The organism is Bradyrhizobium sp. Arg237L, assembly GCF_029990105.1.
Taxonomy (GTDB): Bacteria; Pseudomonadota; Alphaproteobacteria; order Rhizobiales; family Xanthobacteraceae; genus Bradyrhizobium.
The window spans coordinates 28,639-54,522 of sequence record NZ_JAQMIL010000039.1 but is presented as its reverse complement, the minus strand read 5'-3'; the positions used below and the strand labels follow the sequence as shown (position 1 = coordinate 54,522).

The window sequence follows — 25,884 nt, the reverse complement described above, 5'->3', positions numbered from 1 at the left end:
CTTAAGACTACTGCGCCTCTTCGCGCCGGCGACGCTCATCGTCGTCATTGGTGCTCCGCATGCCCTGACCACCACCTCCGCTACTGCTCGGCGTCTCGCCATCGCCGCCGCCACCGCCATAGCCCACCACCTCGACGATGACGATGGAGGGCTGGTCATTCGGCTTGGCCGGCCCGGGCTGGCCGGCCTGTTGCGTAGCGGCGGTCGCGTTGTTGTTGACGGCCGCCAACGCGGTGTTGGGCGGCGGGGTGAACGCGAGGCCCGTCACGGTGCCGGTGGACTGGATGTTGAAGGAATTGAGCACGACCTGCGCCACCAGCGTGATGTCATTGCCGCGGATGCCCGCGGCGCCGAGATCGATGGTGCCGCGTGGCGCGACCAGGGTGACGTTGCTCCTGGTCGGATCCTGGCCCGGCAGCGTGACCAGGGCGGCGATACCGGCGCCGGTGATCAAGCCCTGCGGATTGGTGTAGCAGTAGCCGACGACCGTGCAGATCACGCTGACAGCCGGACTCGAGACATAGGTCTTCGGCCCCGAGCCGGCGTTGATGTCGCCATTGGCGACGAACAGGCCGATGTCGCCGCCCTGCTGGGTCATGATGCGGCTCTGGTTGACCAGGATGGAATCGTCGGCGAAGGCGCGGATGCTGCCGCCGCCGAGGGTGAGGATGCCTTCCTGGTTCGGCCGGAGGATGTCGAGCGAGGTGTGACCGACGGTGATGCCGCCGCCCGGGCCGACGATGTTGATGTCGCCGCCCATCTGGGTCTCCAGCACGGAGGCGGCGATGTTGAGCTTGCCGGTCGCGATCTTCGGCGCGGCATTGCCGTCGACGCTCAGGCTGTTGTCGGTGTAGCCCAGGCCCGCCGGGAACAATGTGGAGATCGCGGTATAGGCGCGGGCGTACTGCCCGAAATAGGGGCTCGACGGATTCTTGTAGTCCTTGCCCACCTGGATCACGAAATCCAGGAAGGCGCGGTTGACCAGGAGGCGCTGACGCGCCGGCGACAGGCCCTGGAAGGTGGTCCAGGCCTGGTCGCGCGGCTGGCCGAGGGCGGTGGCAATGCCGGCGAGAAGGTCGATGCCGCCGGTGCCGGCACGGGCCGGATCGATGTACTGATTGATCGCCGCGGCATAATCGATGCCGGGCTTGACGCCGAACAGCACGTCGATCTCGGCGCCCTGGGCCGGCAGGTACGGCTTCACGGGGTCCGCGCCGACAGCGAACATACTTCCGAACGTATTGCCGAGCGCGCTGCCGTTGCCGAGCGTGGCAATGCCAGAGGTTTGCGACGGCTCGTACACCGACGGCGTGAACGGCCCGAGGTCATGGCCGGCCTGCAGCACGAAGGTGCCGGGCCCGTAGAGGACATAGGAACCGCCGACAAAATCATTGCCGGCGGCGATGCTGGTGATGTCGGAGGCGTTGTTGTTCTGGCCGATGAAAACAAACGGCTTCAGTTGAGCGCCGCTGCCGGTGGTCGCAGGCGCCCCCGACGGGGCGGTCGCCGCGTAGATATTGTTCCCCGCCTCGATCCGCGCCGGCTTGATCAGTTTCAGAACTGCCGGGTTACCCGCCGTGCCGGTGGCATCGATAGCCTGGCCGGCCGCGATGACGACCGGGTTGGAATCGTTCGCGTGCAATGCCTGGGTCAGAATGGGGAGCGGTCCCCCGAGCGGACTGATGTAGTTGCCGTAGTCCAACCCGCCAGTCGATCCGAGATACTGAATGGTCCCGTTGATGATGTCAGGCATCGTCAGGCCCGCCCCGAGGTCGATGGAGCCGGCGGCGACCAAATTGATGGTCCCGGTGCTGTCTCCGCTCAGGGTCGGATACGGCACCAGGTTGGCGTTTCCGATGCCGTCGATGGACGTGGTGCCGCTGTTGAAGACGATGCTGCCGCTGAGCGCCGCCAGATCGAGCGTGGCCGGCAGCAGCAGCCCGATCGTGCTGGGAAGCAAGATCTCGTTGGGCGCCTTGCCCGCGAACAGCCCGGTGCTCGCCGCCGGCGCCACCGTCAGCGCCGTCACATCGCCGGTGACGCTGGTCAGCGAAATGCCGCTGCCGGGACCATAGCTGGTGAACAGGTTGCTCCAGATGGAATTGGATTCGCCAGCCGAGCCGGGCAGGTATCCGCGGGGCGTCCGCACTGTCGTGTTCAGCGGCAACGCGGCGGGATCGTAGACATTGCCGAGCGTCACCGAGCCACGCGCGCTCAGGGTGATGAAGCCGTCCTGCACCGCCAGCAGCAGCGGCAGCGCGTACGAGCCGGTGACTCCAAGGGTGTCGTCCGTCGTGATCCCCCTGGTCGGCCTGCCCCCGTTGAGCGGATTGCTGGTGGTAGCCTGCACCGCCCCGCCGACCCGGATCACGCCGGTGCCGCGGCCGACCAGGAAATTGCTGCTCAGGAGATCACCGCCGGCAGTCACGCTGAGGTTGCCGCCGCCATAGTAGGTCGCCTTCGCGTTCGCCGCGGTAAGGCCGCCGCCGACCACCAGTGTCTCCGGCAGTGACGCGCCGACGTCGACGATGTCGGCGCCCGCCGAGAGCGTGATGTTGCCACCGCCCAGCGCGCCGAAGCCCTGGAAGAAGGTGGCGTAGTTGATCCAGGCCGCGGTCTGGCAGGCAATCGATCCTGCGGCCGCGCAGTCCGCAAACGGCGTCGCGCTGCTGCCGTTCGACACGCCGTAATGGATATACCAGTCGCTCCACATCTGCCCCGTCGCGGCACCGACGACCTTGGTCTGGCTGCCGTCGGTGTCGGTCGGCATCTCGATGCCGATGATCGATCCGCCGGCGGTGACGGTCACCGCGCCACCGCCGGTGGCCCACGCCGGGGTGCTGACGAGGCCGTTCGGCGTATCCGTATAGGCCCTCGGCAATGTCGGCGCCTTGAAGTCCCCAGGCGTCGCAGTGGCTGCGCCGGCGGTGTAGACCGCGCCGGGCGCCACCTGGTCGAGCAGTTCGACATTGCCGGCAGCCGCGAGGGTGATGGAGCCGGTGCCGGTGCGCACCAGGGTCGGGATGTTGATGATCAAATTCGAGGGGTTGCCGAAGGGATCGGGCGTCGGCATCAAAACATTCTTGTACGACGTATGCCCGTCGATGGTGACATTCCCCGTGACGGTCGGCGGCAGCGACGACACCGGGATCACCGCATTCGGATCGACCGAGGGCGTGTCGTCAGACCTGAAGGCCGCCCCGGCGACGAAGTCGTAGGAGAACGAGCCCTTGCTGCCGCCGAGGCCCGCCGGCATCAGCGCGATGGCCGCCGTGGCGTTGTACACCGGCATGCCCAGATAGATCGCCGGATTGTTGGCGATCTGGTTGGCCGGTGGCAGCGCCGACGGCAACGGCAACGTCGGCGGGGGCATGGGCGCATATGTATCAGCGAACAGCGTGAGATAGGCCAGCGGCGCGGACGGCGGCGTGACCGCAAAGCAGGCCAAGCAGAACTGAGCATCAATCCCCGCGACATTGTCAAGGGTTCGCGGCTTGCCGTTCAAGGCTGCGTCCAGCGAGCGCGGCGCTCCAGATATAAGCCGGCCGTTGTTTTGCAAATTTGCATCGATGACATCAAAGAAGTAGTTCTGCCACAACGATGCGTAATCGGCCCCCGCTGCAGCGCCATTGATGTTGTAATAAAGGTAGGGATTCACCTCCTTGGTCGGCGCCACCGGGATGGATGGAGGGAGGACCGCCGTCACGAAGAAATTGGTCCGCAGCACCCTCGATACATCGGCATAAGTGAAATACGCGCCTCTTCCAGCCGGTGTCCCTGTTATGGTGGCAGCATTCGTATTGCCCTGCACGATCTCCACCTGGTAGGCGTGATACATGTCCACGTACTGAATATAGAACTGGTTATACTGATCAATCACCTGCGCGCGCAGGATCGGATCGCCAGGCAGGTTTGGATCGTCGCTGATGAGAGCCGGCTTCTGCAGGTGGAACTGCAGTGAATTGAACAGATTGAGGTTCTCGGTTGTGCCATCGAGGCCGAAAAACGCCGCGTCCCCCAGCGAGGGGGCGGGCGGGAATCCAACGGCATCAGCCTTGAACAACAGCAGGTCGCCCTGGAACAGACCTTCATAGGCGGCATAGGCGGCCGTTGCGGTTTCCAGTGCGTAGGCCTCCGCCGCGTTGCTCGGCGTTCCTGCAACCGGCTGATAGAAGCCGTCGCTGATGGTGGCGTTGATCTGCACGTTGTTGAGCGCACGCAGCGCCAGCGTGCCGGGCTCGCCCGCCCCCGTGCGATAGTAGAGCGTGGTGCCGGCGCCACCAAGAGGCGCACCGGCACCGAAATTCCAGTTGCTGGCGACGGTGATGTTGCCGTTGTTGATGGTCGAGCTGGGATTGACGAGATCGATCCCGGGCCGCAGGTGCAGCATGGACGTCGACGACAACGCCACCGCGGGAGCGCTGGATCCCGCGATCTGCAGCTTGGCCCCGGCGAAACTCGCCTTCACGGCATCCGCGTTGAACGGATTGTTGACGAAGCCCAGCAGCGCGCTCTGGTAGAACTCGACATGGGGCATGTAGGCCCCCTCCGCCGGCCGGTCGATCGTCGAGATGGGATAGAGGCCGTCGGCGGCAAAGATGAGCTGGGTCGGCTTGCCGTTGGTCAGGGTGGCGTCGAAGAATCCGGCGGGATCGATGATGCCGTCGAAATGCTGCCGGAGCTGTGCCTGCTGCTCCGGCGTCAGCGCGTTGTAGGCCGCAACCGTGGTGACAGTGCTGCAACCGCCGGGGATCAGGGAGCAGCCGTCGGTGGTGCTCCACACGGCATAGGCGTTGAGCACCACGCCGCCGCCGCTTGCGTTGCCCAACGCGTCGGCATTGGTGATGACGGTGCCCCTGAAGTCGACATTGACGCCGCCGCTGGTCAGGATCGGCGCGCGGATGATCACCGAGCCGCCGGTGTTGTCGATGTTGGCGCCGCCGGGGCCGCCGCTGACATTGAAGATGGCGCCGTCGGCGACGCTAATGGCGCCCGATGTGGTCACGTTCTGGTAGCCGTGGGTGGCGTTCAGGGTGATCGTACCGGTGCCATCCTTGTCCGGCGTGCCCGTGGTGCCGAGGGTGATGGTGCCGCCCTTCTGCACCAGAGCGGACGTGCCGTTGGAATACAGCGGATCGCGGGGATCGTCGGCCACGTACGAGGCATTGAGAACCGCGGTCGCGCCGATCCTCACGCCGCCTTCGCCGGTGGTCGAGCCATTGACGATCCTGCCGGCGCCATAGAGCGCGATTTCGCCGCCGGTCGATCCGCTGGCGTCGATGGTGCCGTCCACGATCACGCTGCCGTTGTTCGCAACCAGCAGCACCTTGTCGGACGACAGGGTCTGGCCGGCGGCGACGGTGATGTCGCCGCCGCCGAGCCGCACCGTGAAGCTGCTGCTGAAGCCCGCTCCCAGCGGCAGCACACGAGATCCACCCAGGCGGTCGGCCTCGAGCGTGAAATCGCCGCCGAGATCCTTGAAGGCGGCATGGCCGTCAAGCGTGCCGTCGAGGGTCGCCGTGTTCGCGGCCACGACCGACAGCGATCCGGCAAAGCCGTTGCCGGCCGCAGCCACGCTCACGGTCGCGCCGGGATTGATGGTCACGTTGCCTGTGGCCGACACCAGCCGCACATTGCCGCCTGGCGCATCCTGGGCGAGATCGAGGACGGTGATGCGCGAGCCGGAGGCATCGATGAAAGCCCCCGCACCGAGCACGACATCGCCCGCGGTCGCAGCGAGGGTGACATTGCCGGACAGCGCGCGGATGGTGGCGTTGTCGGTGATCGAGCCGCCGCTGATGGCGAGCGCGCCGCCGATGTTGGTGGCGACGCCGGCCGGCGCGGTCCCCGCGCCGGTGGCGAGCGTCACATTGCCTGAGGTCAGGACCGATTGGGTCGCGCCGCCGTTGACCACGATCACGGGGGCGGACAGCAGCATGTTCGCCGACCTGGCGCCGCCGCCGGAGAAAGTGATGGTCGGGAGGCTGGAATAGCCGGTGCCGGCCTGGGTGAGATTCAGCCCGGAGACGACCAGGCCGGACACCGACGCGGTGGCCGTGGTCTGCGATCCGCCGCCGCCGCTGATGGTCACGGTCGGCGCACTGACATAGCCGTTGCCCCCACCGGTGACGGTGATGGCGGTGGCGTTGACCAGAGCCTTCGCCGCCGCGCCGCTCCCACCGCTGCCACTATTATCGATGAAGGAGAATGTGGGCATGCTGGTGTAGCCTGCCCCCGGATTGGTGATGGTCACACCGGTGACACTGTACGACGAAACGTCGATGGAAGCACTGCCATCGCCTGTCAGGCTATCGACAGTGAGGGAGTCGTAGAAAGAAACGGGGAAGCCGGACGCGGAGGAGATGAGCCTGACGCTGGTGATCGTGCCGTTGGAATCGACGACGGCCGTGCCGGTGGCCTTTACCTGGTTTCCGTTGGCGTCTGTTCCGAGGACCGTGACAACATCGCCGTTGCTGTAGCCGGAACCACCGTAGAAAACTGTAAAGCCGGCCACGCCCATCAACGCGGTCGCCGTTGCCCCGGAGCCACCGCCGCCAGAGATGACGACGTCGGGGATGCTGTTGAGGTAACCGGAACCACCGCTGGTGATCACGGCGCCGCCGACGTTGAAGGTCAGCGCCGCGACCGCGACCGGGCCGGTATCGAGGCTGCCGCTGCCGCTGAAGGCAATGGCCTGGCCGGCATTGAAATTGATCTGGCCGAAGCCGGCAAGGCTCTTGGCGCCGAGAGCCTCGGTGATGGTTCCCGTGGCGTTCAGCGTCAGCGTGCCGCCGGTCCCGAGGATGCCGTTGCCGGTGGCGCCGCGGCTGTTGGCAAGCGTGATGTTGGTGGCGCTGACCGTGGTGCTGCCGCCCTCGCTGTAGAGCCCCGCGCCGTCGAAGGTCAGCGTGCCGATGGGATGGGAGGGATCGCCGATCCGCAGGCCGCCCGCGTCATAGAGATTGATCACCGTCGCGCTGCGCAGGCGCACCGAGACCGCGTCGTTGAAGTTCGCGAGCACCGCATCGTTCAGCACGATGCCGGACGAGCCGCCGCCGATGTTGATGACCGAGCCGGCGATGTCATAGTTCGCTGCTCTCAAAATTGCGTTGGACGCGAGCGTGCCGCTGCCGCTGGTGTCCAGCGTCAGCGCGTTGCCGCCGTCGATGATCGCACCGGCGCCGACGGAGAACGCGCCCCGCGGCACGGAGCTGCTCGGCGGCGTGCCGGGACCGGTGTATTGTCCCGGCACGAAGAACCGCGTGACGTTCACGACGGTGCCGTTGGAGACGCGCAACAGCGAACCGTCGCCGGTGATGCCTGCGGTGTATCCAGTCAGAACTCCCTGAGAATTGTACTGCGCGACAGGATCGGCGCCGAAGCTGATGTCGCGGCTGGTGCCGGCCGGCACCGTCCCGATCGCCTGGACAACGCTGCCGTCGCCGACCACGACGCCGCGGCCGCCGGCGAGCGAGACCAGCAACAGCTCCGGCCCGGTGAGCGGATGCGCCGCATCGTTGTCAATCTCGAGATTGAGCGCGGTCGCGGTGATGTTCTGCACGCCGTCGACGATCTTCGCGGTGCCGCCGATCATCACCGAGGACGCGGCGAGATCGCTGATCTGGTCGACGTCGAGCACGAGATAGCCGTTCCGGGTCGGAAGCTCTCCATTGGCCTCGCGTACCGCGACCAGAATATTCTCACCGCCGATCTGGACCTGGCCGCCGCCGCCGACCAGGCCCGGCGCGAGAGCGCTGGTCCCCGGCGCGAAGCGGTTGGTGCCGGCAAGGTCAAGCGAGGTGTTCGCGCCGAGCAGCAGTACGCCGCCGTCGATCGGCAATGGCGGCGGGGCCTTGCCCGCGGCGAGCGCCTGGTTGCGGAAGAAGGTGGTGCCCGAAGTGATGTCGATGCGCGAGTATTGCGACCACACCGCCTGCGACTGCAGCTGGAACATGGCGGTCTGTGACGATTGCGTGCCGGTGAGCGCATTGCCGAGCTTGCCGGTGACATACTGCGAGCCGTCGGGGCTGGTGAAGTTCACCGGCGTGTTCGGGTTGACGTTCCCAGCCACCTGCACCACGCGGTAGGCCCCGGGCAGCGTCGCATACATGCCGGGCAGCAGCGTATAGGTGCCGGCCGGGATGCTGCTGCCGGGCCCGATGGTCACCGACTGGCCCGGCGCGATTGCGTTGGGGAATGCCCCGCCGCTCGATGCGCTCGCGCCGGAATAATAAGGCTTATAGGCGAAGTTGGGATCATAGGCCGCGACCGCGGCCTGATAGGTCGGGACCAGGGCATAGACCTGCCGCCCGTCGTCGTATTGCGGTGTGACGGCGCCGTTCGCGAGGTTCTGCTGGTAGGTCGTCAGCACATTGCGGGTGCCGCCGGTGCCGCCGACGAATTCGGTGGCATAGATGTCGCCGCCGCCGTTCAGGTCCAGCACGGCGCCTTCGCTGGTGGTCACACGGTCGCCGAACAGGCTGATGGATTTGCTCGGCGGCGCTGACAGCAGGGGCGGCGCGTTGTTGGTGCGATTGCTGTCAGTGGGAGAACCCTGGTACCAGGTGGTGCCGTCGACGGTGTAGCCGTCGGGAATGACGAGACCCGCCGCCGAGACCGAGGTCAGGCTGCCGGCGGCCAACGTCACGCTCTTCGTCGCAGTGAACGCGCTCGGGGCAAGGAGACCGCCAAGGCCGACGCCGGAAAGCGCACTGGCGAACTGGGTCGGGACATCGCCGGCGGTCCGCACGCCCAGGATGATGCTGCCGAGCGGCGCCCAGAGCGTGCCGCCCTGCTCGATGACCCGCGCGCTGAGCAGGATGCCGCCGCCGGCCGAGAGCGGCGCCGTCGGTGTCCCGTTCTGCGCGATGGTGATGGTGCTAGCGCTGTCGAGCTTGCCGGTCGACATCAGGACGAAGTCGGTGTTGCTGACCGGATAGATCTCGGCCGCCTTGAGCGTGAGGTTGCCCGGCGCGACCAGCGCCCCGCCGGAGGTCGGCCGTCCGGAGCCGTTGCTGCTGGTGACAAAGCCATAACTATCCGGCAGCAGCCGGATGGCGGACGTGCTGGCGAAGCCGGCGGTGGCGATGTTGTCGAGCGCGATCCCGCCCTGCAGATCGATCCATTGCGCCGAGACATTCAGTGTGCCGTCGGCAAGGGTCGGGCTGCGGAAGCTACCACTCTGGTTCGGGGTGTCTCCGACAACGCGGACATAGCCGGCGTTCAGGTTCACGGTGGTGCCGCCGATGCCGGGGATCGTGCACCCCGTCCCGCAGGCCGGCGCAAAGGTCGCCGGATTGGCGAAGTCGATGCCCGACGGCAGCAGCCCGGTGCCCGCCGGCAACAGCACGACATGTCCGTTGTCCGCGCGCAGGGTCAGCGCGCCGGGGATTGTCACATCGACCGAACCGGCGAATGCGACGGCGGCACGGGCATTCAGGGTCACGGAATCGAAGCCGCTGTTGCTGAGCGTGTCGGCGCCGATGAAAGCGCCAGCCGTGGGCGATGCGCTGGGCGCGGGCAGGTTCGCCGCGACACGGCCGGCCGGCTCGATGACAATCGCGTCGGGCAGGTTGAGGACCGCCACCGGCAGGAGGCTCGCGACCGCGCTGGGGATGGCGACATCGCCGATGGTCAGGCTGCCGCCCGTCGCCAGCGGCGCGCCGCCGGCTGCATCGATGCTGCCGGCAAAATAGAGGCTGGAGCCCACGAGTTGCAGCTTGCCGCCATTGCTCCAGGCCGCCTGCCCGACCAGACGCGGCGCGAGCCCGCCCTGCGGCTGCTGGATCAGGTTGCTCTCCGCGGCGACGGCCGCGCCCTGCAGATTGAACTGCGCGCCCGGCCGCACCACCACGGTGTTGCCGCCGAGCGTGATGGTGCCGCCATCGAGCAGCGCGCCGGTGGAATACGCGACAACCCGCGGATTGGGCACGAACACGCCGCCGACATCGAGCACGGCGCTGGAGCCGATTGAGACCTCGCCGAACACATTGATGGCGCCGCCGGGCGCAACGATGCTGCCGAGGACGGTGACGTCGCCCAACGCAGACGTGATGTTGTTGGGTCCAACGACGATTGCATTCCCCCCGACCAGGCTGACGGTGGCCCGCGGATCGGCCACAATGGCGGCGCCGCTGTCGATGACAACGCTGGTCCCGTTCAATGTCAGGCTGAGCGGCTTACGCAAGCCGTCCGGCAGCAGCCTCGCGGACGCAAAATCGCGCATCGGCACGCCGGTCGGGATCTGCACGACACCGCCTGTGGGTGGCACGACCGTCGGCTGCTGCAGCACCACCTGCGTGCCGGCGGTGACTGTGGTTCCGCCATAAACATCATTCAAGGTATACTGCGAGAAACCGCCGCTGGTGAAGAATGAGGGTGACAGAACCAGCTGGCCGGTATGGGCATCCGACACGGCGAAGCCCGCGGCGGACGACCCGATCCTGGCGGCTGTCGCGCTCGACACATAGGACGTGGCCTCTGCCGCCGCGCCGTCGATCACAATGGTCGGCACCTGCAGGGTCAGCGTGCCGCCGCCGTCGAAGCCTCCCGCATAGATGGTGCCGCCAAACAGCACATTGGCTTGATCGGGATGATTAGTCCCCGTCGGAAGGAAGTTATACGCGTTAGCCGGGGCCTGGGGGTCATTGCTGAAAAGAACCCACCGGTTGCCCCCACTCTTCGACGTGTATGTCTGAAGCGCCAGGCTGCCGCCCTTGCCGACCGGCAGGCCGTCGGACCCGGTCCTGAGCTTGCCGGTGGTGTCGACATAGCCACCTCCGGACACGTCGATGATGCTGCCGGGCGCCAGCACGATGCTCTGGGTGACGTCGACGAAGGTTCCGTCACCGCTGTCCGACGCGTTGCCGGCCGCGAGCGTCGAGATGCTCACGCTGCCGCCGTTGATGAAAGCCTGGCCCTCGAGCTGATCCGACAACAGGCCGGTGTCGTTGACCCAGCGGCCGCGCACGTTGAGCACCGCGTTCGAGCCAATCACCAGCGCCGGCGTCGGTGGCGATTGCGGATTGTTGACGGCATAGGTGAAGCCGGTGAGGCTGATCTTGCCGGCGGATGCGCTCAGCGTGCCGTCGATGGTGCCAACACCGTCGAGGGTGATGCTGCCGCCGGGGCGCACCGACAGGACGGCATTGGTCGCCATGTCGAGCTGGTGCGCGCCCGTGATCGTCACACTGCCGAGCGACGCATTGGAGAGCACGTCGGTGAAAATCGAGAACACGCCGTTGGCGAGCGTCGGCGACCAGGTGGACCCATTGGTGAAGCTGAGGCCGCTCAGGCCATACGGGTCCGCTCCCGCATCCGCCTGCGACTGCAGCACCACGTTGTTCGGGTTGAAGCTGGTGGCATCGGTCGACGGCTTTGCGAAGGTGATGCTCAGCGACGCACCGCTCGGCATCTTGTCCAAGCCCGCGCGCTGGCGGGTGCCGGCGACCGCATTGCCGATGATGTTGTTGACGATCGGGTTGACGGCGGCCACGGTGACGGAGCCGGCATCCGCGCCGGCGATGTAGGCCGCCTCGTAGTGCGAGTAGCTGCCGCCGCCGAACGGATTGGAATAGATTTCGGTCAGCCTCGGGTCGACGGTGCCGTTGACCTTGTGCAGGACGGTGAAGCCGTTGGCGAGGCCGAGATAGGCGACGTTGGGATCGGCGCTGCCGATGTCGTAAATGCGCCCGTTGGCGCCGAGCAGGCGGGTGGTGGTGACGACGCCGCCGGTGTACTGCACATAACCGGCCGAGACATCGATCACCGCACCCGGCTGTTGCACGACGTTGCGGCCCGACGTCGTGAAGCTACCGCCGGCGGTGAGGATCTGCTGGATGCTCTGGGGGATCAGCCCGATATAGCCGTCCACGTCGATGATGGGCGAGCCGACCCGAGCATCGATCAGCACGGTTTTGCCGATGAGGCTCTTGGCGAGCGGACTGTCGGCCACCTCGGCGGAGGTGATCGTGATGCTGAGCTGGTTGACCGACATCGGCAGCGTCACGCCGGCGATGCCGGAGAGATCGATGGTGCTGCCTTTCTCGAGCAGGACCGTGCCGTCGATGCCGGCGCCGATCGTCAGCGCAGCGCCCGGCGCCTTGATCAGCGCGCCGGCGCCGCCAGTGCCGCTGCCCTGCACGTCGACACTGCCTATCGCCTGGATCTTGATCGTCGGCTGCAGTACCGCCTGGAAATACGGCGACGCACCGTTGCTGCCGTTGACCGTGACTGAGGAATTCGCTGTTGCGGTCGGCAGCGTGCCGCTGCTCTCGTCCGGCAGGATCGTAGTCAGGCTTGATGCTCCGAGCACGATGTCGCCGCTCGCGCCACTCGCGCAGCCGCCTTGCGGGCAGACCGTGCTCAGGCTGATCGAGCCGGTGCGCGTGGTGGCGGTGGTGGCGACGATGCCGCCGAGTTGGTTGATCGCGCCGCCCGAGAGCGTCGCCGCGCCGTCATTGGAGACGAGCAGGCCGCCGGCCTCGTTGGTCACGGCGCCACCGCCGGCCACCACTTGCATCGCGGTCCTGGTTCCAACGTAGTTCGAAGGCGGCGTGACCAGGTAGACGGAGCTGTCCGAGGCGAGGATGATCTGGCCATTCTGGGTGGTGATGCGGCCGGCATTGCTGACGCCGCCGTCGGCGAGCAGCGCCACATAGCCGCCGTCGCCGGTGGAGGTGATCTTGGCGCTGGTGTCGATGATGGCACCGGGCTGGACGATGACCTTGCCCGTGCCGCTGCCTTGATTGAAGATCGCGGCACCCGAGCCGGTGACACCGGCCGCCTGCGGCACGTCGCTGAGCAGCGAGAACAGCCCGTTCTGCAGGAAGCCCTGGTAGTTGGTGGCGCTGAGCTTCGACGACAGATCCAGCGTCGAGGCGATCAGGGTGTGGACGTTGATCTGGCTGGTGCCGCTGAAGATGATGCCGTTCTGGTTGATCAGGTAGACCGCGCCGTCGGCCTTGATGGCGCCCATGATCTGGCTCGGCGAGGCGTTCGACGCGAGCCGGTTGAGCGCGGCCCAGCTCGCGTTGCCCTGCTGGTTGAAGTTGACCGTGGTGTCCCTGCCGACGTTGAACGACTGCCAGTTCAACACCGCCTGCGACTGCGTCTGCTCGATATTGACCGTGGTCTGGCCGTTGCTCGTCGTTTGCGTCGGGGTGTTGGCGCCGACCCAATTGGTGACTGGATTGGCGACGCCGGGCGCGGCGAGGCCGCTGCTCGGCACCAGTCCGCCGATGTTCAGACCGTTCGGGATCGAACTCGGCGCGCTCGCCGCGAGACCGCGCGCCGCGCTCTGCGCCGCCCGCAAGGCCTGGATCGCCTGCGCCGCGCGCGCCATCGACGCTTGCGTGTTCTGCGCCGCCTGTTGCGCCCGCTGGGCCGCGGCCTGCGCCGCAGCGGTCGCCGCTTGCGTGGCTGCGGTGTTCGCGCCCCATGAGCCGAACGGGCGGGCATGGGCTCCCGAACTGACCGCAATCGCGACCGTGCTTGCGCCGACGAGAAGCAAAGCGCGGCGCGAATTCAACCGGGGGCGGAGAAGCGAATGCATGCGGAGCCTTCCAAAGCAGCAGGTGATGCGAAACGAATACGACGCAACGCACCGGCCAGCCTGGAACCAGCCTGGCGCGATGCCGACAGGTCGATGATCGGCGCACGCATAGTCGCTTGCGCGACCGCCTGCACCCAAGCGGACGCACGTGACAATCCGTGACGCCTCTCCTCACTCTCAAGACAGGTTGAGACAGGCTAACGCGAAGCGATTCCGGAAAAAAATTTTAACCCTGGCAGGCGCGCGGGCCGGCGGCCGCGGACGATGCGAAACCAGCGTCATTTCAGTTGCTTGGCGCGACGCGAAGCTTGCGGATCTCGCGCAGGCGCTGCTCCACGGCCGAGCCCGCGGTCTTGACGCTCTTTGCCCCACCGCCGAACAGCGCGAAATCGACCGCGCGCTCGCCCTGGGTCAGCACCAGCCGGCGCGGCTCGATCCGCTCCACCTTCCAGCCGCTGACGTCGTCACCAGTGCGGACGCGCGTCACCTTGTCGCCCGTGCCGCCGGCGCGGATGGCGGCGCGGCCGTCGCCGTTCTCGCTGACGATGCCAAGCACCACCACACTCGGCGGCGGCGGAGGTGGCGGTGGCGGCTCCTGCCGCGCCACCGGTGCGACTGGTTTGGGCGGAGGCCGTCGCGTCGGCGAGAACAGCGGCTTGTCGCGCGTCGCGCCGAGCTCGGGCAACGGCTGCAGCTCCACCGGATTGCTGACGGCAACGTCACCACTTGCAGGCGGCTCTGCCGCGCGGGTAAGCGACGCGCACAGGCAAAGCGCAACCGCCATCGATACTTGCAGGATCGACGCCGGTGCGATCGATACTCGCCGCGTGACGCTTCTGCGTCCGCCATCCATGCGTCTGTTCATGTGCGATCCCCGCGTCGTCTTCGACATACCGTCATCAGCGCGTGCGACAATCAAGGTGCATCACGCAGCGGCGCGTTGCAAGACATCATCGATCGTTGCAAGACGTCATGGATGAACGCGTCGTGTCTGCGCAGAGTGTTTGCGTCAAATCGGTGAACACGAATCACAACGCGGCATTCTCGCCATGCGCGGGATGTGAGCGCCGCTGTTACAACCGCGTCATCGAAGCCGAACACACTTCGCGCGCACGAGCGGACGACATCTTACCGGCGCTCGAGCTTTCAAGCGACACTTGAAGACATCGATACCAACGACATCGATACCGAAGAGATCGACAGTAGAGACGTGGCGTCATGCGTACGAGTCGCATTCCTGCCGGCCTTGCGCCGCTCGCACTCGGCGCCATGCTCATGGCCTCGGGCTCCATCGTGGAATGCGCCTTCGGCTTCGGGCAGGCGCGGGCTGCATGCACGCTGCAGGCGCGCGGCGGCGCGATCACGCGCGTGGTGCAGATTGAGCTCGACAACGTGCACCTGCGCCGTGACGACCCCAACGTACCGTCCGATCTCGAGCAGATGCCGCACCTGCGCGACTTCCTCGCCAGCAACGGCACCATCGGCAGCAACCATCACACCACGCCGCTGGCGCAGACGGCGACCGACACCCTCACCGTTCTGACCGGCCTGCACGGCGACCGCATGGGCGTGCCGATCGGCGACGGCAGCGGCACGTTCCGCAGCGACGGCAGCGTCGGCTTCGCCAGCGCATTCGGTTACTGGACCGCGAGCGGCGGCGACGGCAAGCCACTGATGCTCGCCGACACCGGCAAGACCGTGCCGGCGCCATGGGTGCCGTTCACCCGCGCGGGCTGTGACGTCGGCGCGTACGCGACCATGGGGCTGACGCTGCAGGACATCGCCGACGTCGCGACTGTGCTCGGGGCGTCGGAGGCGCGCGCCGCAGCCGGCGATCCCGCCAAGGCACGCACAGAGCTCGTCGGCGTCGCCATCCATTGCGCGCGCGGCAGCACGCTATGCAGCAACGCCCACGCACGGCCCGATCTTCTGCCCGACGAGCCCGGCGGCTATTCAGGTTTCAGCGCGCTGTTCGGCCACCGCCATGTACAGCCCCCGATCTCGCCGAATAGCGCGGTCACGGACATCCAGGGTGACGTGATTGCCGACGACGCCGGCCATCCAGGCTTTCCCGGCGCGTCAGAGACAACGGCGGCGCAGTCTCTTGGCTACGCCGCGGCGATGCTGGAGGCCGGCGTGCCGGTGGTCTATGTCGCGATCGGCGATGCACACAAGCCGGCCGCGATCGCCGCGCGCCGGCGCAGCTTCGGTCCCGGCGAGCGCGACTACGTCGCAAGGCTCGCCGCCTTCGATGCCGCGTTCAAGGCGTTCATCGACCGGCTGGCGGCCGGCGGCATCACGGCGGGCAACACGCTGTTCATCGTGGTGCCGAGCGGCAACGACCGTTTTGTCGGCGGACCGCCGAGCCCGCCGGAGTGCGACGGCGTCGCCCTGCCCTGCAGCTATGAAGCGACCGGCGCGATCAATGCGTTCATCGACCGGTTGCTCTTCACTCAGCGTCGCAACGTCACAGCGTTCGACCTGCGTGCCGGCAACGCGCCGGCCTTCTACATCCACGACAACCCGCTTGCTGCCGACCCGCTGACGCGCACGCTGGCGCAAGACGCAAGCAAGCTCACCGCGCTCAACCCCGTCACCGGCAAGACCGACCGGCTCGCGGCGATGCTCGCCGACCGCGCGCAGATGCAACTGATGCACATGGTCACGGCAAGCCCGGCGCGCACGCCGCACCTCATCATGTTCGGCGATCCCGACTACAACAACCGGACCGCAGCGAGCCGCGCCGATTGCGCCACCCCGCCCGCCTGCGTCGCGATTGATCCAGACGTGGCGTGGGTCGGCGGCGACATGGCGCAGATCGCAGGCACGAGCTGGTTCGCCATAGCTGGTCCGGGCGTCGCCCATCTCGGACAGACGGCTGACATCCCCTCCCATCACGCCGACCTACGGCCCACGATGCTTGCCCTGCTCGGCCTTGCCGACAGCTACGTCCACGACGGCGTCGTGCTGGTGGACCTGCTGGAAGCGAATGCGCTGCCACTGGGGCCCGCAGGCGGCCGCGAGACATATGCAGCGCTCGCCCGCGCCTACAAGACCCTCAACGATCCGCTCGGACAACTCGGCCGCAACAGCCTTGCGCTCGCAACCCAAGCGATCAAGGGCAGCGATACAAGCTATCAGCGCTATCTCCGTGCGATCGGGGCCGTCACCGCCACCCGCGATGCGCTGGCGGGCGAGATGAAGGCCGTGCTCGACGGCGCGGCGTTCGCGCGCCGCCCGGTCAACCCGGCCGCGGCCCGCCCGCTGATCGACCGCGCCGGAGCGCTGCTCAACGAGGTTGAGGAGCTCGCAGGCGGCAGCGTCGCACCCGCCGATCGTCCGTGGAAGGCGGCCAGCGATGCGCATTGACACGAGCGCGGCGGGCGCAGTCCGCGCGTCTCGCAGGAGAGCACAAGGGAGAGCCATCGTGCAGTTGATCGAACGGTCCCGCCTGTCGCGCGCGACGTCACTTGGCGCCATGGCCGGCGTGTGGCTTGCAATCGGCGGCCTTCTGGGCGGCTGCATGATCGACAAGAGCATCGATCTGCCGGGTCGCGATCCGGTGACCGATCCGATCCGCGATGCGGATCTGCGCGCGCGCTGGACCGGTCCGGTCGGCGGACCGTCGTCGGGCGGCAGCGCGCCCAGCCGTTCGATGCAGCCGATGGTGTTTCCCGGCGCCGAGCAGGATCTCACACCGGCGCCGTCTTCTCGTGAGGTGAATGGGGCGGCGCGCGTCGCCTCGGCCACCGACGGTGATCTCGCAACCGAAGGCGGCGGCGTCGAAATGAACTTCGACAGCGCGGATATCCCGACGGCCGTGAAATCGGTGCTCGGCGACAGCCTCGGACTGAACTACGTGATCGATCCACGCGTGCAAGGCGTGATCACTCTGGCCTCAGCACAACGGATCCCGCGCAAGGACGTGTTGCCCATCTTCGAAAGCGTGCTGCGGATGTCGAACGTCGCGGTACTGCGCGAAGACAAGCTGATCAGGATCGTTCCGCTGCCGGAAGCCTCCGGCGCGGGCCCCTCCACCTTCGGTGCTGGACAGCCGGGCTATGGCGTCTCGATCGTGCCGCTGCGCTACATCTCGGCGGCGGCGATCGCCAAGACGGCGGAAAATTTCCTGTCGCGGCCGGGCGCCGTGCGCGCCGATCAGACGCGCAACCTTCTCCTGGTCCAGGGCACCGCCTCCGAGCGCCAGGCCGCGCTCGGCGTCATCGGAACCCTCGACGTGGAGTGGCTGCGCAATCAATCGGTCGGGCTGTACCCGCTGAAATCGACCGCGCCCGAAACCATGATCCGCGAGCTTGAAAAGGTGTTCGACACCGCCGAAGGCGGCAATGGTCAGGGTGTGATCAAGTTCCAGCCGGTGTCGCGCATGAACGCGGTGCTGGCGGTAAGCCGCAACAGCAAGGTGCTCGAGCGCGCGACCCAGTGGGTGCGGCGGCTCGATCGCTCCGATCCCACCGGCACCACGGTACGAGTCTACAGCCTGCGCTACGGCAACGCGCGCAGCATCGCCCGCATCCTCAACGAGATGTTCGTCGGACGCTCCTCGCAGTCAGCCGGTCTTGACAGCCAGACCAGCACGACCGCGCCCGGACAGAGCGGAACGACATCGCGGCTCGATTCGCTCGGCACCGGCACGCTCAGCAACAACAATCAAGGCACGACCACGCAGGGCGGCACCGACAACTCGAACAACGCCAACCGCGGCGCGACGCAAGCCGGCTTCTCAGATCGCAAGGACGACGACCAGGATGCGGCGGGGCTCGGTGGAACGGGATCGGGCGCGATGCCGCGCGGGGTGTTCCAGAATGTCCGGATCACCGCCGATAGGTCGACCAACGCGATCATGGTCTATTCCAACCAGGAAGATTATCTCGTGATCGAGCGGGCGCTGGAGTCGCTCGACCGGCCGCGGCTGCAGGTCGCTGTCGATGCCATGGTCGCCGAGGTCACGCTGACCGACCAGTTGCAGTATGGCGTGCAGGCCTATCTGACCAGTGCCAACGCAAACCTCGGCCAGGACAGAGGATCGGTCGGCCTGTTCAGCGCTGCGCAATCGGCGACGCAGTCGGCCCTGCTCGCGCGCGTGCTGCCCGGCTTCAACCTGCTGCTCGGCGCCGAATCCAATCCCAAGCTGGTCCTGAACGCGCTCTCCACCCTGACCACCATCAAGGTGCTGTCGGCGCCATCGCTGGTGGTCGCCGACAACGAGCCGGCGATCCTCGAGGTCGGCGACCAGGTGCCGATCTCGACCGGCAGCACCGTCACCGGACTGAACGTGGTGAGCAGCATCAGCCGGCAGAACACCGGCATTATCCTGAAAGTGCTGCCGCATGTGCATCCGAACGGATCGATCGAGCTTGAGATCGAGCAGGAAGTCTCCAACGTCGTCAATCCGGGCGGCTTCAGCGCCCAGAACCTGACGCCGACCATCTCGCAGCGGCGCATCCGCTCGACCGTCGGCACCAGCAGCGGCCAGACCGTGCTGCTTGGCGGCCTGATCAAGGAAGACGACGAGCGCACGGTGTCCGGACTGCCCGGCCTCAACCAGATCAAATATCTCGGCGACCTGCTCAGCCAGAAGAGCGACATGAGGAATCGCTCGGAGATCATCGTATTCGTCACCACCAAGGTCGTACGCAACAGCCACGACGCCCAGGTGGTCGCCGAGGAGTTCCGCGAGCGCCTCGATACCATGCGGCGCGCACCGACGACCTTCGACGCGCCCGCTGCGGCGCCGACGCCGATCGCACGCAAGTAAGACGAAGGCTGAAGCCGTGATGACGATACTGTCATCCATGCTGGGGCTCCTGGGAGCGGCCATCGTCAGCACGGCCGCGACCGCCGCCGAGCTGAACAGCGTGACACTGAAGGATGACGTCACCATCATCGCGCTTAGCGGCGACGTGGCGGGGGGCGACACGGAGGCTGCCGAAGCGCTGATCAAGACCGCCAACGACAGCAACCGCCTGATCTCTGCCGTGCGGCTCGATTCACCGGGCGGCAGCCTCTCCGAGGCGGTCCAGCTCGCCAATTTGATCCGCAGGGCGAAGCTGCCGACGATTGTCGCGGCCGGGTCGCGTTGCGCCTCGGCCTGTTTCATCGTGTTCGCGGCAGGAATAGAGAAATTCGCGAGCTACGACGCCGCGATCGGCGTCCACGGCGTGTCCGACAAGTTCGGCCACGAAACCGCGCAGACCGAAGAGGCGACCATGGCTATGGCCCGCATCGCGAGCGGGTTTGGCGTGCCGCCACGCATCACCCGGCAGATGGTGACGACGCACGCCCACGACATCGCGTGGCTGACGCCCGACGACCTGCGCGGCATGGGCACGATCATGACCGATCGACCGGGACGTCGCACTCCGCCGACATCGGCAGACGATCGGTGGGTTGCCGGGTTCGACATTCCGTCGGACGAGAGAACGACAAGGCCGCAGCAGACAGATCAGCGCTCGACCGAGGGCCCCGGCAAGCCCGGCCGGAACTCGATGCCTTGGCAAAAGAGGTAGGAGGCTCCTTGGAGAAGACTGCCGAGCAGTACGGTGCCCACATCATTCATTGCTGGCGCTTGCCAGTTTGTCCAAAGAGATGTCTCCAGCGAGCCCGCTGCCGCCCTCCTGACCGTCCGAACCGTAGGAGATGATATCGTATGCGTTGCGCTCGCCGGGCGCACGATAGACATAGGGATGGCTCCACGGGTCATTTGGAACGACACCGCTCTTCAGGTAAGGACCATTCCAACTGGCGACGCCCGGAGTCCGCTGCGCGAGGGCTGTGAGGCCCTCCGCGGTCGATGGGTAACGGCCGGTATCGAGATTGAAGAGGTCCAGCGCGCTCGCAAAGCTCTGCATCTGGATCTTCGCCGCTTTGACCTTCGACTCACTCAGATAGCTGAGCACACGCGGGCCGACCAATCCCATGATCAAGCCGATAATGGCGATGACGACCAGCATTTCGACAAGAGTGAACCCCTGCTCGCCCTGCCGCGTTCTGTCCTGGCCAATACGCCTGGACATAGCGAAGGAGCCTTGCTTCGACATCACTGTCCGTGTCTCATCCAATGAGTTGCGTAAAGCGCATCTCGTGCTTGGCCTTCCCACCACACCACCTGGCAAAGGCCTGATCTGATCGAAGTCAGCAGCCACCATGACGCTTGGCGCTTTCAGAGATGCCGAGACGCCGGAACGGACCGCGTCCGTTGGCCGAACAATAATGGTCAGCGCTCGGACGACAACCGAATTTTTTCCATTTATTTGTTGCGGGTTTGGCGTTCGGCAGTCGTCTATGCCAGATGGCTTAGATCCCACGCTGCAGCGCTTTCCACAAATGCCAGTGCTTGGAGCGCTGTCGCGATGTATAGCCCAGCTCCTGGCTGATCTCAGCGTGCTGCAGTGATTACTCCTGTTCGCTAAGAGGTGCGGATCGCTTCGTTTGGTGCGCGCATGTTACTGGCCGTGATTGCTCGGCCCGCAAAGCCTTATGAGCCATGATTACCTTCCGGCCGTAACCGGCCAGAACATTGCGCCGCTCGTCGTCCGGCACGCCGATGCGCTCTCCATTCGGCTCGGCTACCGCATCCGCGGCGTGGCCACCTGAGGCAGCGCTGCTCGAACCGATAAAGCCGTCACGCGGGCAACCTGCACGACGCCCATCCGACCGCGGTGAGCTTGGCATCCGACATGCGGCGCGCCCAGACCTCGAGCTCGACGACACGCGCGCCATCGGCCAGCGTGCCCACAGCCGTCACCACGCCGGAGAATGACACGGGATCGAAGACCTGCAGCGTGTTGATGAATTTCATCTTCAGCCAGCCTTTGGTGAACCAGGCCGCGCCGAACACCCGCGCCATCAGCTCCGCGGCGGCGCCGTATTCCTGCTGGCCCTGCACGATCAGGGTCGGCAACTTGCCTTTCTTGGCAATCTGCAAATCGTTGTGCGTGTTGCGCACGTATTCGCCGATGCGCGAGAAGACCGCCGTCTGCTCGGCCGTGAAGACCTTGTTCAACGGCGTCAACACGTCACCTACAGCCACATCGCTACCGGCCTTCTCGATCCGCCGCGCACAGTCCGCAACTTCTCCCGTCACGCTGCGTTCGGTCGTCTTGCTGCTGCCGCGGCCGGCGATGAGACCCGGCACCGTGCGCAGGATTTCGACGCCGCGGTGCCGGACGATGCTGCGCCCATCCTCGCCGGTTGCCTGGGCTTCCATGACCACATAGCCTTGGCCGCGCCGCTCATAGGCATCGACATATTGGCCGGAGAGCGTCACGCGTTCGCCCAGCTTCACCGGGCTGTCGAACCAGATCTGCTCCTCGGTGTGGAAACCCACCGTCTTGCTGGCGCGATAGCGCGTGGTGAAGAGCTGAACGAGATCGTTGCCCAGCAGCGCCGGATGGCCGATGCGCGCACCGTCGAACGGGCTCTCGCCCCGCAGATACCAGTCGCCGTAGTCGTCCTGAGTGAAAGCGAAGCGCTTGATCTTGTGATCGTCGACGGTGATCGTCACCGGCCCCAGTTCCTCCGGTATCCGCAGGTTCTCGAACACTGGCTCCTTCAGGCCGACCTCGAGGTCATCTACGGTCGCGGCCCGGCGAGGGTCGGTCAGGTCGCGCCAGGGGTTCGGTGCGGTGGCGGTCGATTGGGTCATGGTCTCGTCCTGGAATCGCTTTTCGAGAGGTGCGCGAGCGGTGGCCGGCTGCGGCTTCGGCCGAATGTAAGAAACAACGGACCCCGGCCGCTCGCGCCTGGCCGGAGTCGGGAGCATCAGAAGGTCAGGCGTGAAGGCAGGACCTTCCGCTTGCGGCTCTCCGGGTCATACCACTCGGTCACATTCGACTTGGTGATCAGAGGCGAATCGAAGGCGATCGTCTTCTTGATCGGCTTGCCGCGCAGGATCTGCACTGCGGCCTCGATGCCCTCCGAGCCGAACGGAAGATACTCCCACACGCCATCGAGATCGCCCTTGTAGATGCCTTCCAGTGCCTCGACGGTGAGACCGTCGTAGCCGGTGAACCACATCTGGTCCTTGCGCCCCGCCTCCTTGGCGGCGCGCACGGCGCCGAGCGCCATGTCGTCATTATGGCAGTAGACCGCATCGATCTGCTTGTTGGCCTGGAGCAGATCCTCCATGCCCTTGATGGCCTGCGTGCGGTCGTAGTTGGCGACGATGTGGCCAATGACCTTGATGTCGGGATGCTTCTCGATGACCTCACGCCAGCCTTTGCCGCGTTGCTGGTTGATCACCGATCCAGGCTTGCCTTCGATCTGCGCAACCAGGCCTTTGCCGCCGAGCTTCTTGACGTAATACTCGCCCGCCGAACGCGAGGTCGCCAGCGTGTCGGTCGCGAGGTGACACGCAAAATCGGCGCCGCCGGCCAGCGGCGAGCTGAGCACCACGATCGGAACCTTGGCTTCGTTGATCTGCTTGACCGCGGGCGTGATCGCCTCGGCGTAGTAGGTCGAGATGATGATGATGTCCACGTTGCGGACCAGCAGGTCCTCGATGTCGCGCACCTGCTTGGCCGGCTGGTCGTTGGCATCATAGACGACGGCCTTGAGACCGTACTTCTTGGCGGTCTCCTCGATGCCCGCCTGTTGTTGCTTGATCCACTCGGTGTTGGAGAAGGACATCGTGAAGCCGACGGTCTTTCCCTGCACGGCCTGGGCAAACGAGTCCTGTCCCCAGATGGCGGCGGACGCAAACGCCGCAGCGCCGGCGCCGAGCTTGAGGATATCACGGCGGTTCGTCCGCCGCGTTCCGTCGTGGGTCATGATTTCTCCTCCAATTGCGGGCTTCAGCGCCGCTTTCTCCATTCGCTCATGACGACCGCCAGAACGATGATCACGCCCTTGAGCAGCATCTGAGAATAAGGTGACACGTTGAGCAGGTTGAGGACGTTCGACAGGAACGCCATGATCAGCACGCCGAGCACGGTGCCGCCGACACCGCCGACGCCGCCATCGAAGGTGGTGCCGCCGATCAGCGTGGCTGCGATGGCGTCGAGCTCATAGAGCGTGCCGGCATTGGGCTCCCCGACAGTGAGGCGGCTCGCCAGGACGACGCCGGCAAGACCCGCCAGCAGCCCGCTCACGGTGTAGACGAGCACCTTGTTGCGCTCGACTGCGATGCCCGAGAGGCGAGCCGCCTCCTCATTGGCACCGACGGCATAGACGGCGCGGCCGAACACGGTGTAGCGCAACGTCAGAGCCACGATCAGCCATACGATCGCGAACAGCACCACCGGTGCCGGAACAGGCCCGATGAAGCCCGAGCCCAAAAAGGTGAAGGCCGCCGACGCATCTCGCACGATGACGTTGCTGCCTTCCGTATAGATGTAGACGAGGCCGCGCACGAAGATCATCGTGCTCAACGTCGCGATGAAGGGCTGCAGGCGCAGGCGCGTGATCAGTAGCCCGTTGACGATGCCGACCGCGACGCCCGCCGCGACCCCGACCAGCACCGCGGCGCCCACCCCGTAGTGCGCGAAGCCGGCCGTCAAGGCGGCCGAAATGCCGACGATGGAGCCGGCCGAGAGGTCGATGCCCCGATTGAGGATGACGTAGGTCATCCCGATGCTGACGAGGCCGATCATGGTCGCCCCGCGCAACACGTTCAGGATGTTGCGAGAGGACAGGAAGTACGGCGACAGCAGGCTTGCCACAACGAGCAGCAGTACGAGCGCGAGCACGTTGCTGTAGCGCACCAACAAGCCCAGGGCCCGATTGTAACCGGAGTTAGCGGATTTGGGAGAGGCCGCGCCCTCCGTGATGGCGGTGTCGGTCATGCGTGAAGCTCTTGCTTGATGGATTCGACAGGGAGGGCGAGCGCGAGCAGGCTTTCTTCCGTCGCACGGTCGCCCTCGACTTCGCCGGTGATCCGCCCGTCGCTCATGACGAGCACGCGATCGGCCATGCCCAGGATCTCGGGCAGTTCGGAGGAGATGAGCAGGACCGCAATCCCCTCCCGGGCGAGTTGATCGACGAGCGCGTAGATCTCGCGCTTGGCGCCCACGTCGATACCGCGGGTGGGCTCGTCAAGGATAAGCACGCGCACGCCCTTGAGGAGCCATCGCGCGAGGATGCATTTCTGCTGGTTGCCGCCGCTCAACACGGCGACCGGCTGCTCGGCATGGGGAGTGCGCACGTTGAGGCGGCCGATAAACGCACGGGCCTGCTCGGCCTGCTTGCGGCTGTTGAGCACGCCGAAACGGCTGTGCTTCTCCGGAGCCGCGAATGCGATGTTCTCACGAACCGAAAGCGGCATGAAAAGACCATCGCGGCGATCCTCGGCGATGTAGGACACACCCTTTCTGATGGCGTCGGCCGGGCTGCGCAGGACGACCGGTCCTCCGTCGATCAGGATGCGTCCCGCCGAGATCGCGGTTGCACCGAACAGCGCGCGCGCCAGCTCCGTTCGGCCTGCGCCGACCAGGCCGGAGAGGCCGAGTATCTCGCCAGCGCGCAATGTCAGGCTTGCGTCCCTGAAGCCGTGGCCTGAAATCTCCCGCGCCTCCAGCACCGGCTTGCCTGGCGCCCTCCCCTTGGCGGGAAAGCGCTCGCCAAGGTCACGCCCGACCATGAGGCCGATCAGCGCATCCTTGCTGGTCGACGCCACGTCGAGGGTCGTCACCTTGCGACCGTCCTTGAGGACGGTGACGCGCGAAGCGATCCGGAAAATCTCGTCCAGATGATGCGAAATATAAAGGAAGCTGACGCCATCGGCCTGGAGCCCCCGCACGATCGTGAACAGGCGGTCGACCTCCACCGGAGTCAGACTCGCAGTCGGCTCATCGAGAATGATCAGGCGCGCCTTGAATGCGAGCGCCTTGGCGAGCTGGATGAGCTGCCGCTGCGCGATCGACAATGCCTCGACCGGAGTACGCGGATCGAGATCGAGGCCGACACGCTCCAGCAATTCGGCGGTCCTGCGATCGGCCTCGGCCCAATCCACCCGTCCCCAGGCCGCCAGGGGCAGGCGCCCCATAAAAACGTTTTCCGAAATAGACAAAGGACCGCAGAGTTTGGGCTCCTGGTGCACCATGCTGATCCCAAGCTCGAGTGCCACGAAGGGATCTGGAATCCGAACCGGACGACCTTCTAGAAAGATTTCGCCGTCATTCGGCGTGTAGATTCCGTCCAGGACCTTCATCAGGGTGGATTTTCCGGCGCCGTTTTCTCCAATAAGTGCGTGTATTTCGCCGCGATCGACCAGCAATGACACCTGATCAAGCGCCACCACACCGGGAAACGACTTCGAGATACCGCGAACATCAAGAAAAGCCGGGACCGACGCCAAGTATTTCCTCCATCTCACC

At 66.1% G+C, this 25,884-nt stretch carries 10 protein-coding genes; 3 read left to right on the top strand and 7 right to left on the bottom strand.

Annotation, left to right across the window (positions count from 1 at the left end; genetic code table 11):
- Positions 1-7: 7 nt before the first annotated feature.
- Positions 8-13,552 carry a filamentous haemagglutinin family protein gene (locus tag OZ411_RS23225; protein ID WP_282529810.1) on the bottom strand — a complete coding sequence of 4,515 codons (13,545 nt, stop codon included), beginning with the start codon at positions 13,550-13,552 and terminating at the stop codon, positions 8-10.
- A 283-nt stretch (positions 13,553-13,835) separates the two neighbouring features.
- Positions 13,836-14,417, bottom strand: a complete 582-nt coding sequence (locus tag OZ411_RS23220) for a hypothetical protein (RefSeq protein WP_130579618.1) — start codon at positions 14,415-14,417, stop codon at positions 13,836-13,838.
- Between the two features lie 353 nt (positions 14,418-14,770).
- On the opposite strand from OZ411_RS23220, the gene OZ411_RS23215 reads away from it, so the two are divergent.
- The 3 genes from OZ411_RS23215 to OZ411_RS23205 are packed head-to-tail and all read left to right on the top strand — an operon-like array spanning position 14,771 to position 20,079.
- Complete coding sequence (locus tag OZ411_RS23215) at positions 14,771-16,921, top strand: hypothetical protein (protein ID WP_282529809.1); 2,151 nt, start codon at positions 14,771-14,773, stop codon at positions 16,919-16,921.
- Between the two features lie 58 nt (positions 16,922-16,979).
- Positions 16,980-19,328 carry a type II secretion system secretin GspD gene (gene gspD / locus OZ411_RS23210; protein WP_282529808.1) on the top strand — a complete coding sequence of 783 codons (2,349 nt, stop codon included), beginning with the start codon at positions 16,980-16,982 and terminating at the stop codon, positions 19,326-19,328.
- 19 nt (positions 19,329-19,347) lie between these two features.
- Positions 19,348-20,079, top strand: a complete 732-nt coding sequence (locus OZ411_RS23205; protein ID WP_282529807.1) for a hypothetical protein — start codon at positions 19,348-19,350, stop codon at positions 20,077-20,079.
- Positions 20,080-20,121: 42 nt separating this feature from the next.
- On the opposite strand, the gene gspG is transcribed toward OZ411_RS23205, so the two are convergent.
- The 5 genes from gspG to OZ411_RS23180 all read right to left on the bottom strand — a co-directional run bounded on the left by gspG (position 20,122) and on the right by OZ411_RS23180 (position 25,865).
- Positions 20,122-20,610: a type II secretion system major pseudopilin GspG gene (gspG, locus tag OZ411_RS23200; RefSeq protein ID WP_282529806.1), complete on the bottom strand. Its 489-nt coding sequence runs from the start codon at positions 20,608-20,610 to the stop codon at positions 20,122-20,124.
- Positions 20,611-21,194: 584 nt separating this feature from the next.
- A complete protein-coding gene (locus OZ411_RS23195; protein ID WP_282529805.1) occupies positions 21,195-22,217 on the bottom strand; it encodes a hypothetical protein in 1,023 nt (340 codons plus the stop codon).
- Between the two features lie 116 nt (positions 22,218-22,333).
- Positions 22,334-23,341, bottom strand: a complete 1,008-nt coding sequence (locus OZ411_RS23190) for a substrate-binding domain-containing protein (RefSeq protein WP_165421164.1) — start codon at positions 23,339-23,341, stop codon at positions 22,334-22,336.
- Positions 23,342-23,364: 23 nt separating this feature from the next.
- Positions 23,365-24,354 carry an ABC transporter permease gene (locus OZ411_RS23185; RefSeq protein ID WP_282529804.1) on the bottom strand — a complete coding sequence of 330 codons (990 nt, stop codon included), beginning with the start codon at positions 24,352-24,354 and terminating at the stop codon, positions 23,365-23,367.
- A complete protein-coding gene (locus tag OZ411_RS23180) occupies positions 24,351-25,865 on the bottom strand; it encodes a sugar ABC transporter ATP-binding protein (protein WP_282529803.1) in 1,515 nt (504 codons plus the stop codon). The genes OZ411_RS23185 and OZ411_RS23180 overlap by 4 nt, the downstream gene beginning before the upstream one ends.
- Between the last annotated feature and the right edge of the window lie 19 nt (positions 25,866-25,884).

Excerpts from the sequence above, each read along its gene's own strand:
- OZ411_RS23195 (WP_282529805.1), bottom strand. The coding sequence starts at position 22,217 with ATGACCCAATCGACCGCCACCGCACCGAACCCCTGGCGCGACCTGACC.
- OZ411_RS23185 (WP_282529804.1), bottom strand. The coding sequence starts at position 24,354 with ATGACCGACACCGCCATCACGGAGGGCGCGGCCTCTCCCAAATCCGCT.
- gspG (WP_282529806.1), bottom strand. The coding sequence starts at position 20,610 with ATGTCGAAGCAAGGCTCCTTCGCTATGTCCAGGCGTATTGGCCAGGAC.
- OZ411_RS23215 (WP_282529809.1), top strand. The coding sequence starts at position 14,771 with ATGCGTACGAGTCGCATTCCTGCCGGCCTTGCGCCGCTCGCACTCGGC.
- OZ411_RS23225 (WP_282529810.1), bottom strand. The coding sequence starts at position 13,552 with ATGCATTCGCTTCTCCGCCCCCGGTTGAATTCGCGCCGCGCTTTGCTT.
- OZ411_RS23205 (WP_282529807.1), top strand. The coding sequence starts at position 19,348 with ATGACGATACTGTCATCCATGCTGGGGCTCCTGGGAGCGGCCATCGTC.
- OZ411_RS23220 (WP_130579618.1), bottom strand. The coding sequence starts at position 14,417 with ATGAACAGACGCATGGATGGCGGACGCAGAAGCGTCACGCGGCGAGTA.
- OZ411_RS23190 (WP_165421164.1), bottom strand. The coding sequence starts at position 23,341 with ATGACCCACGACGGAACGCGGCGGACGAACCGCCGTGATATCCTCAAG.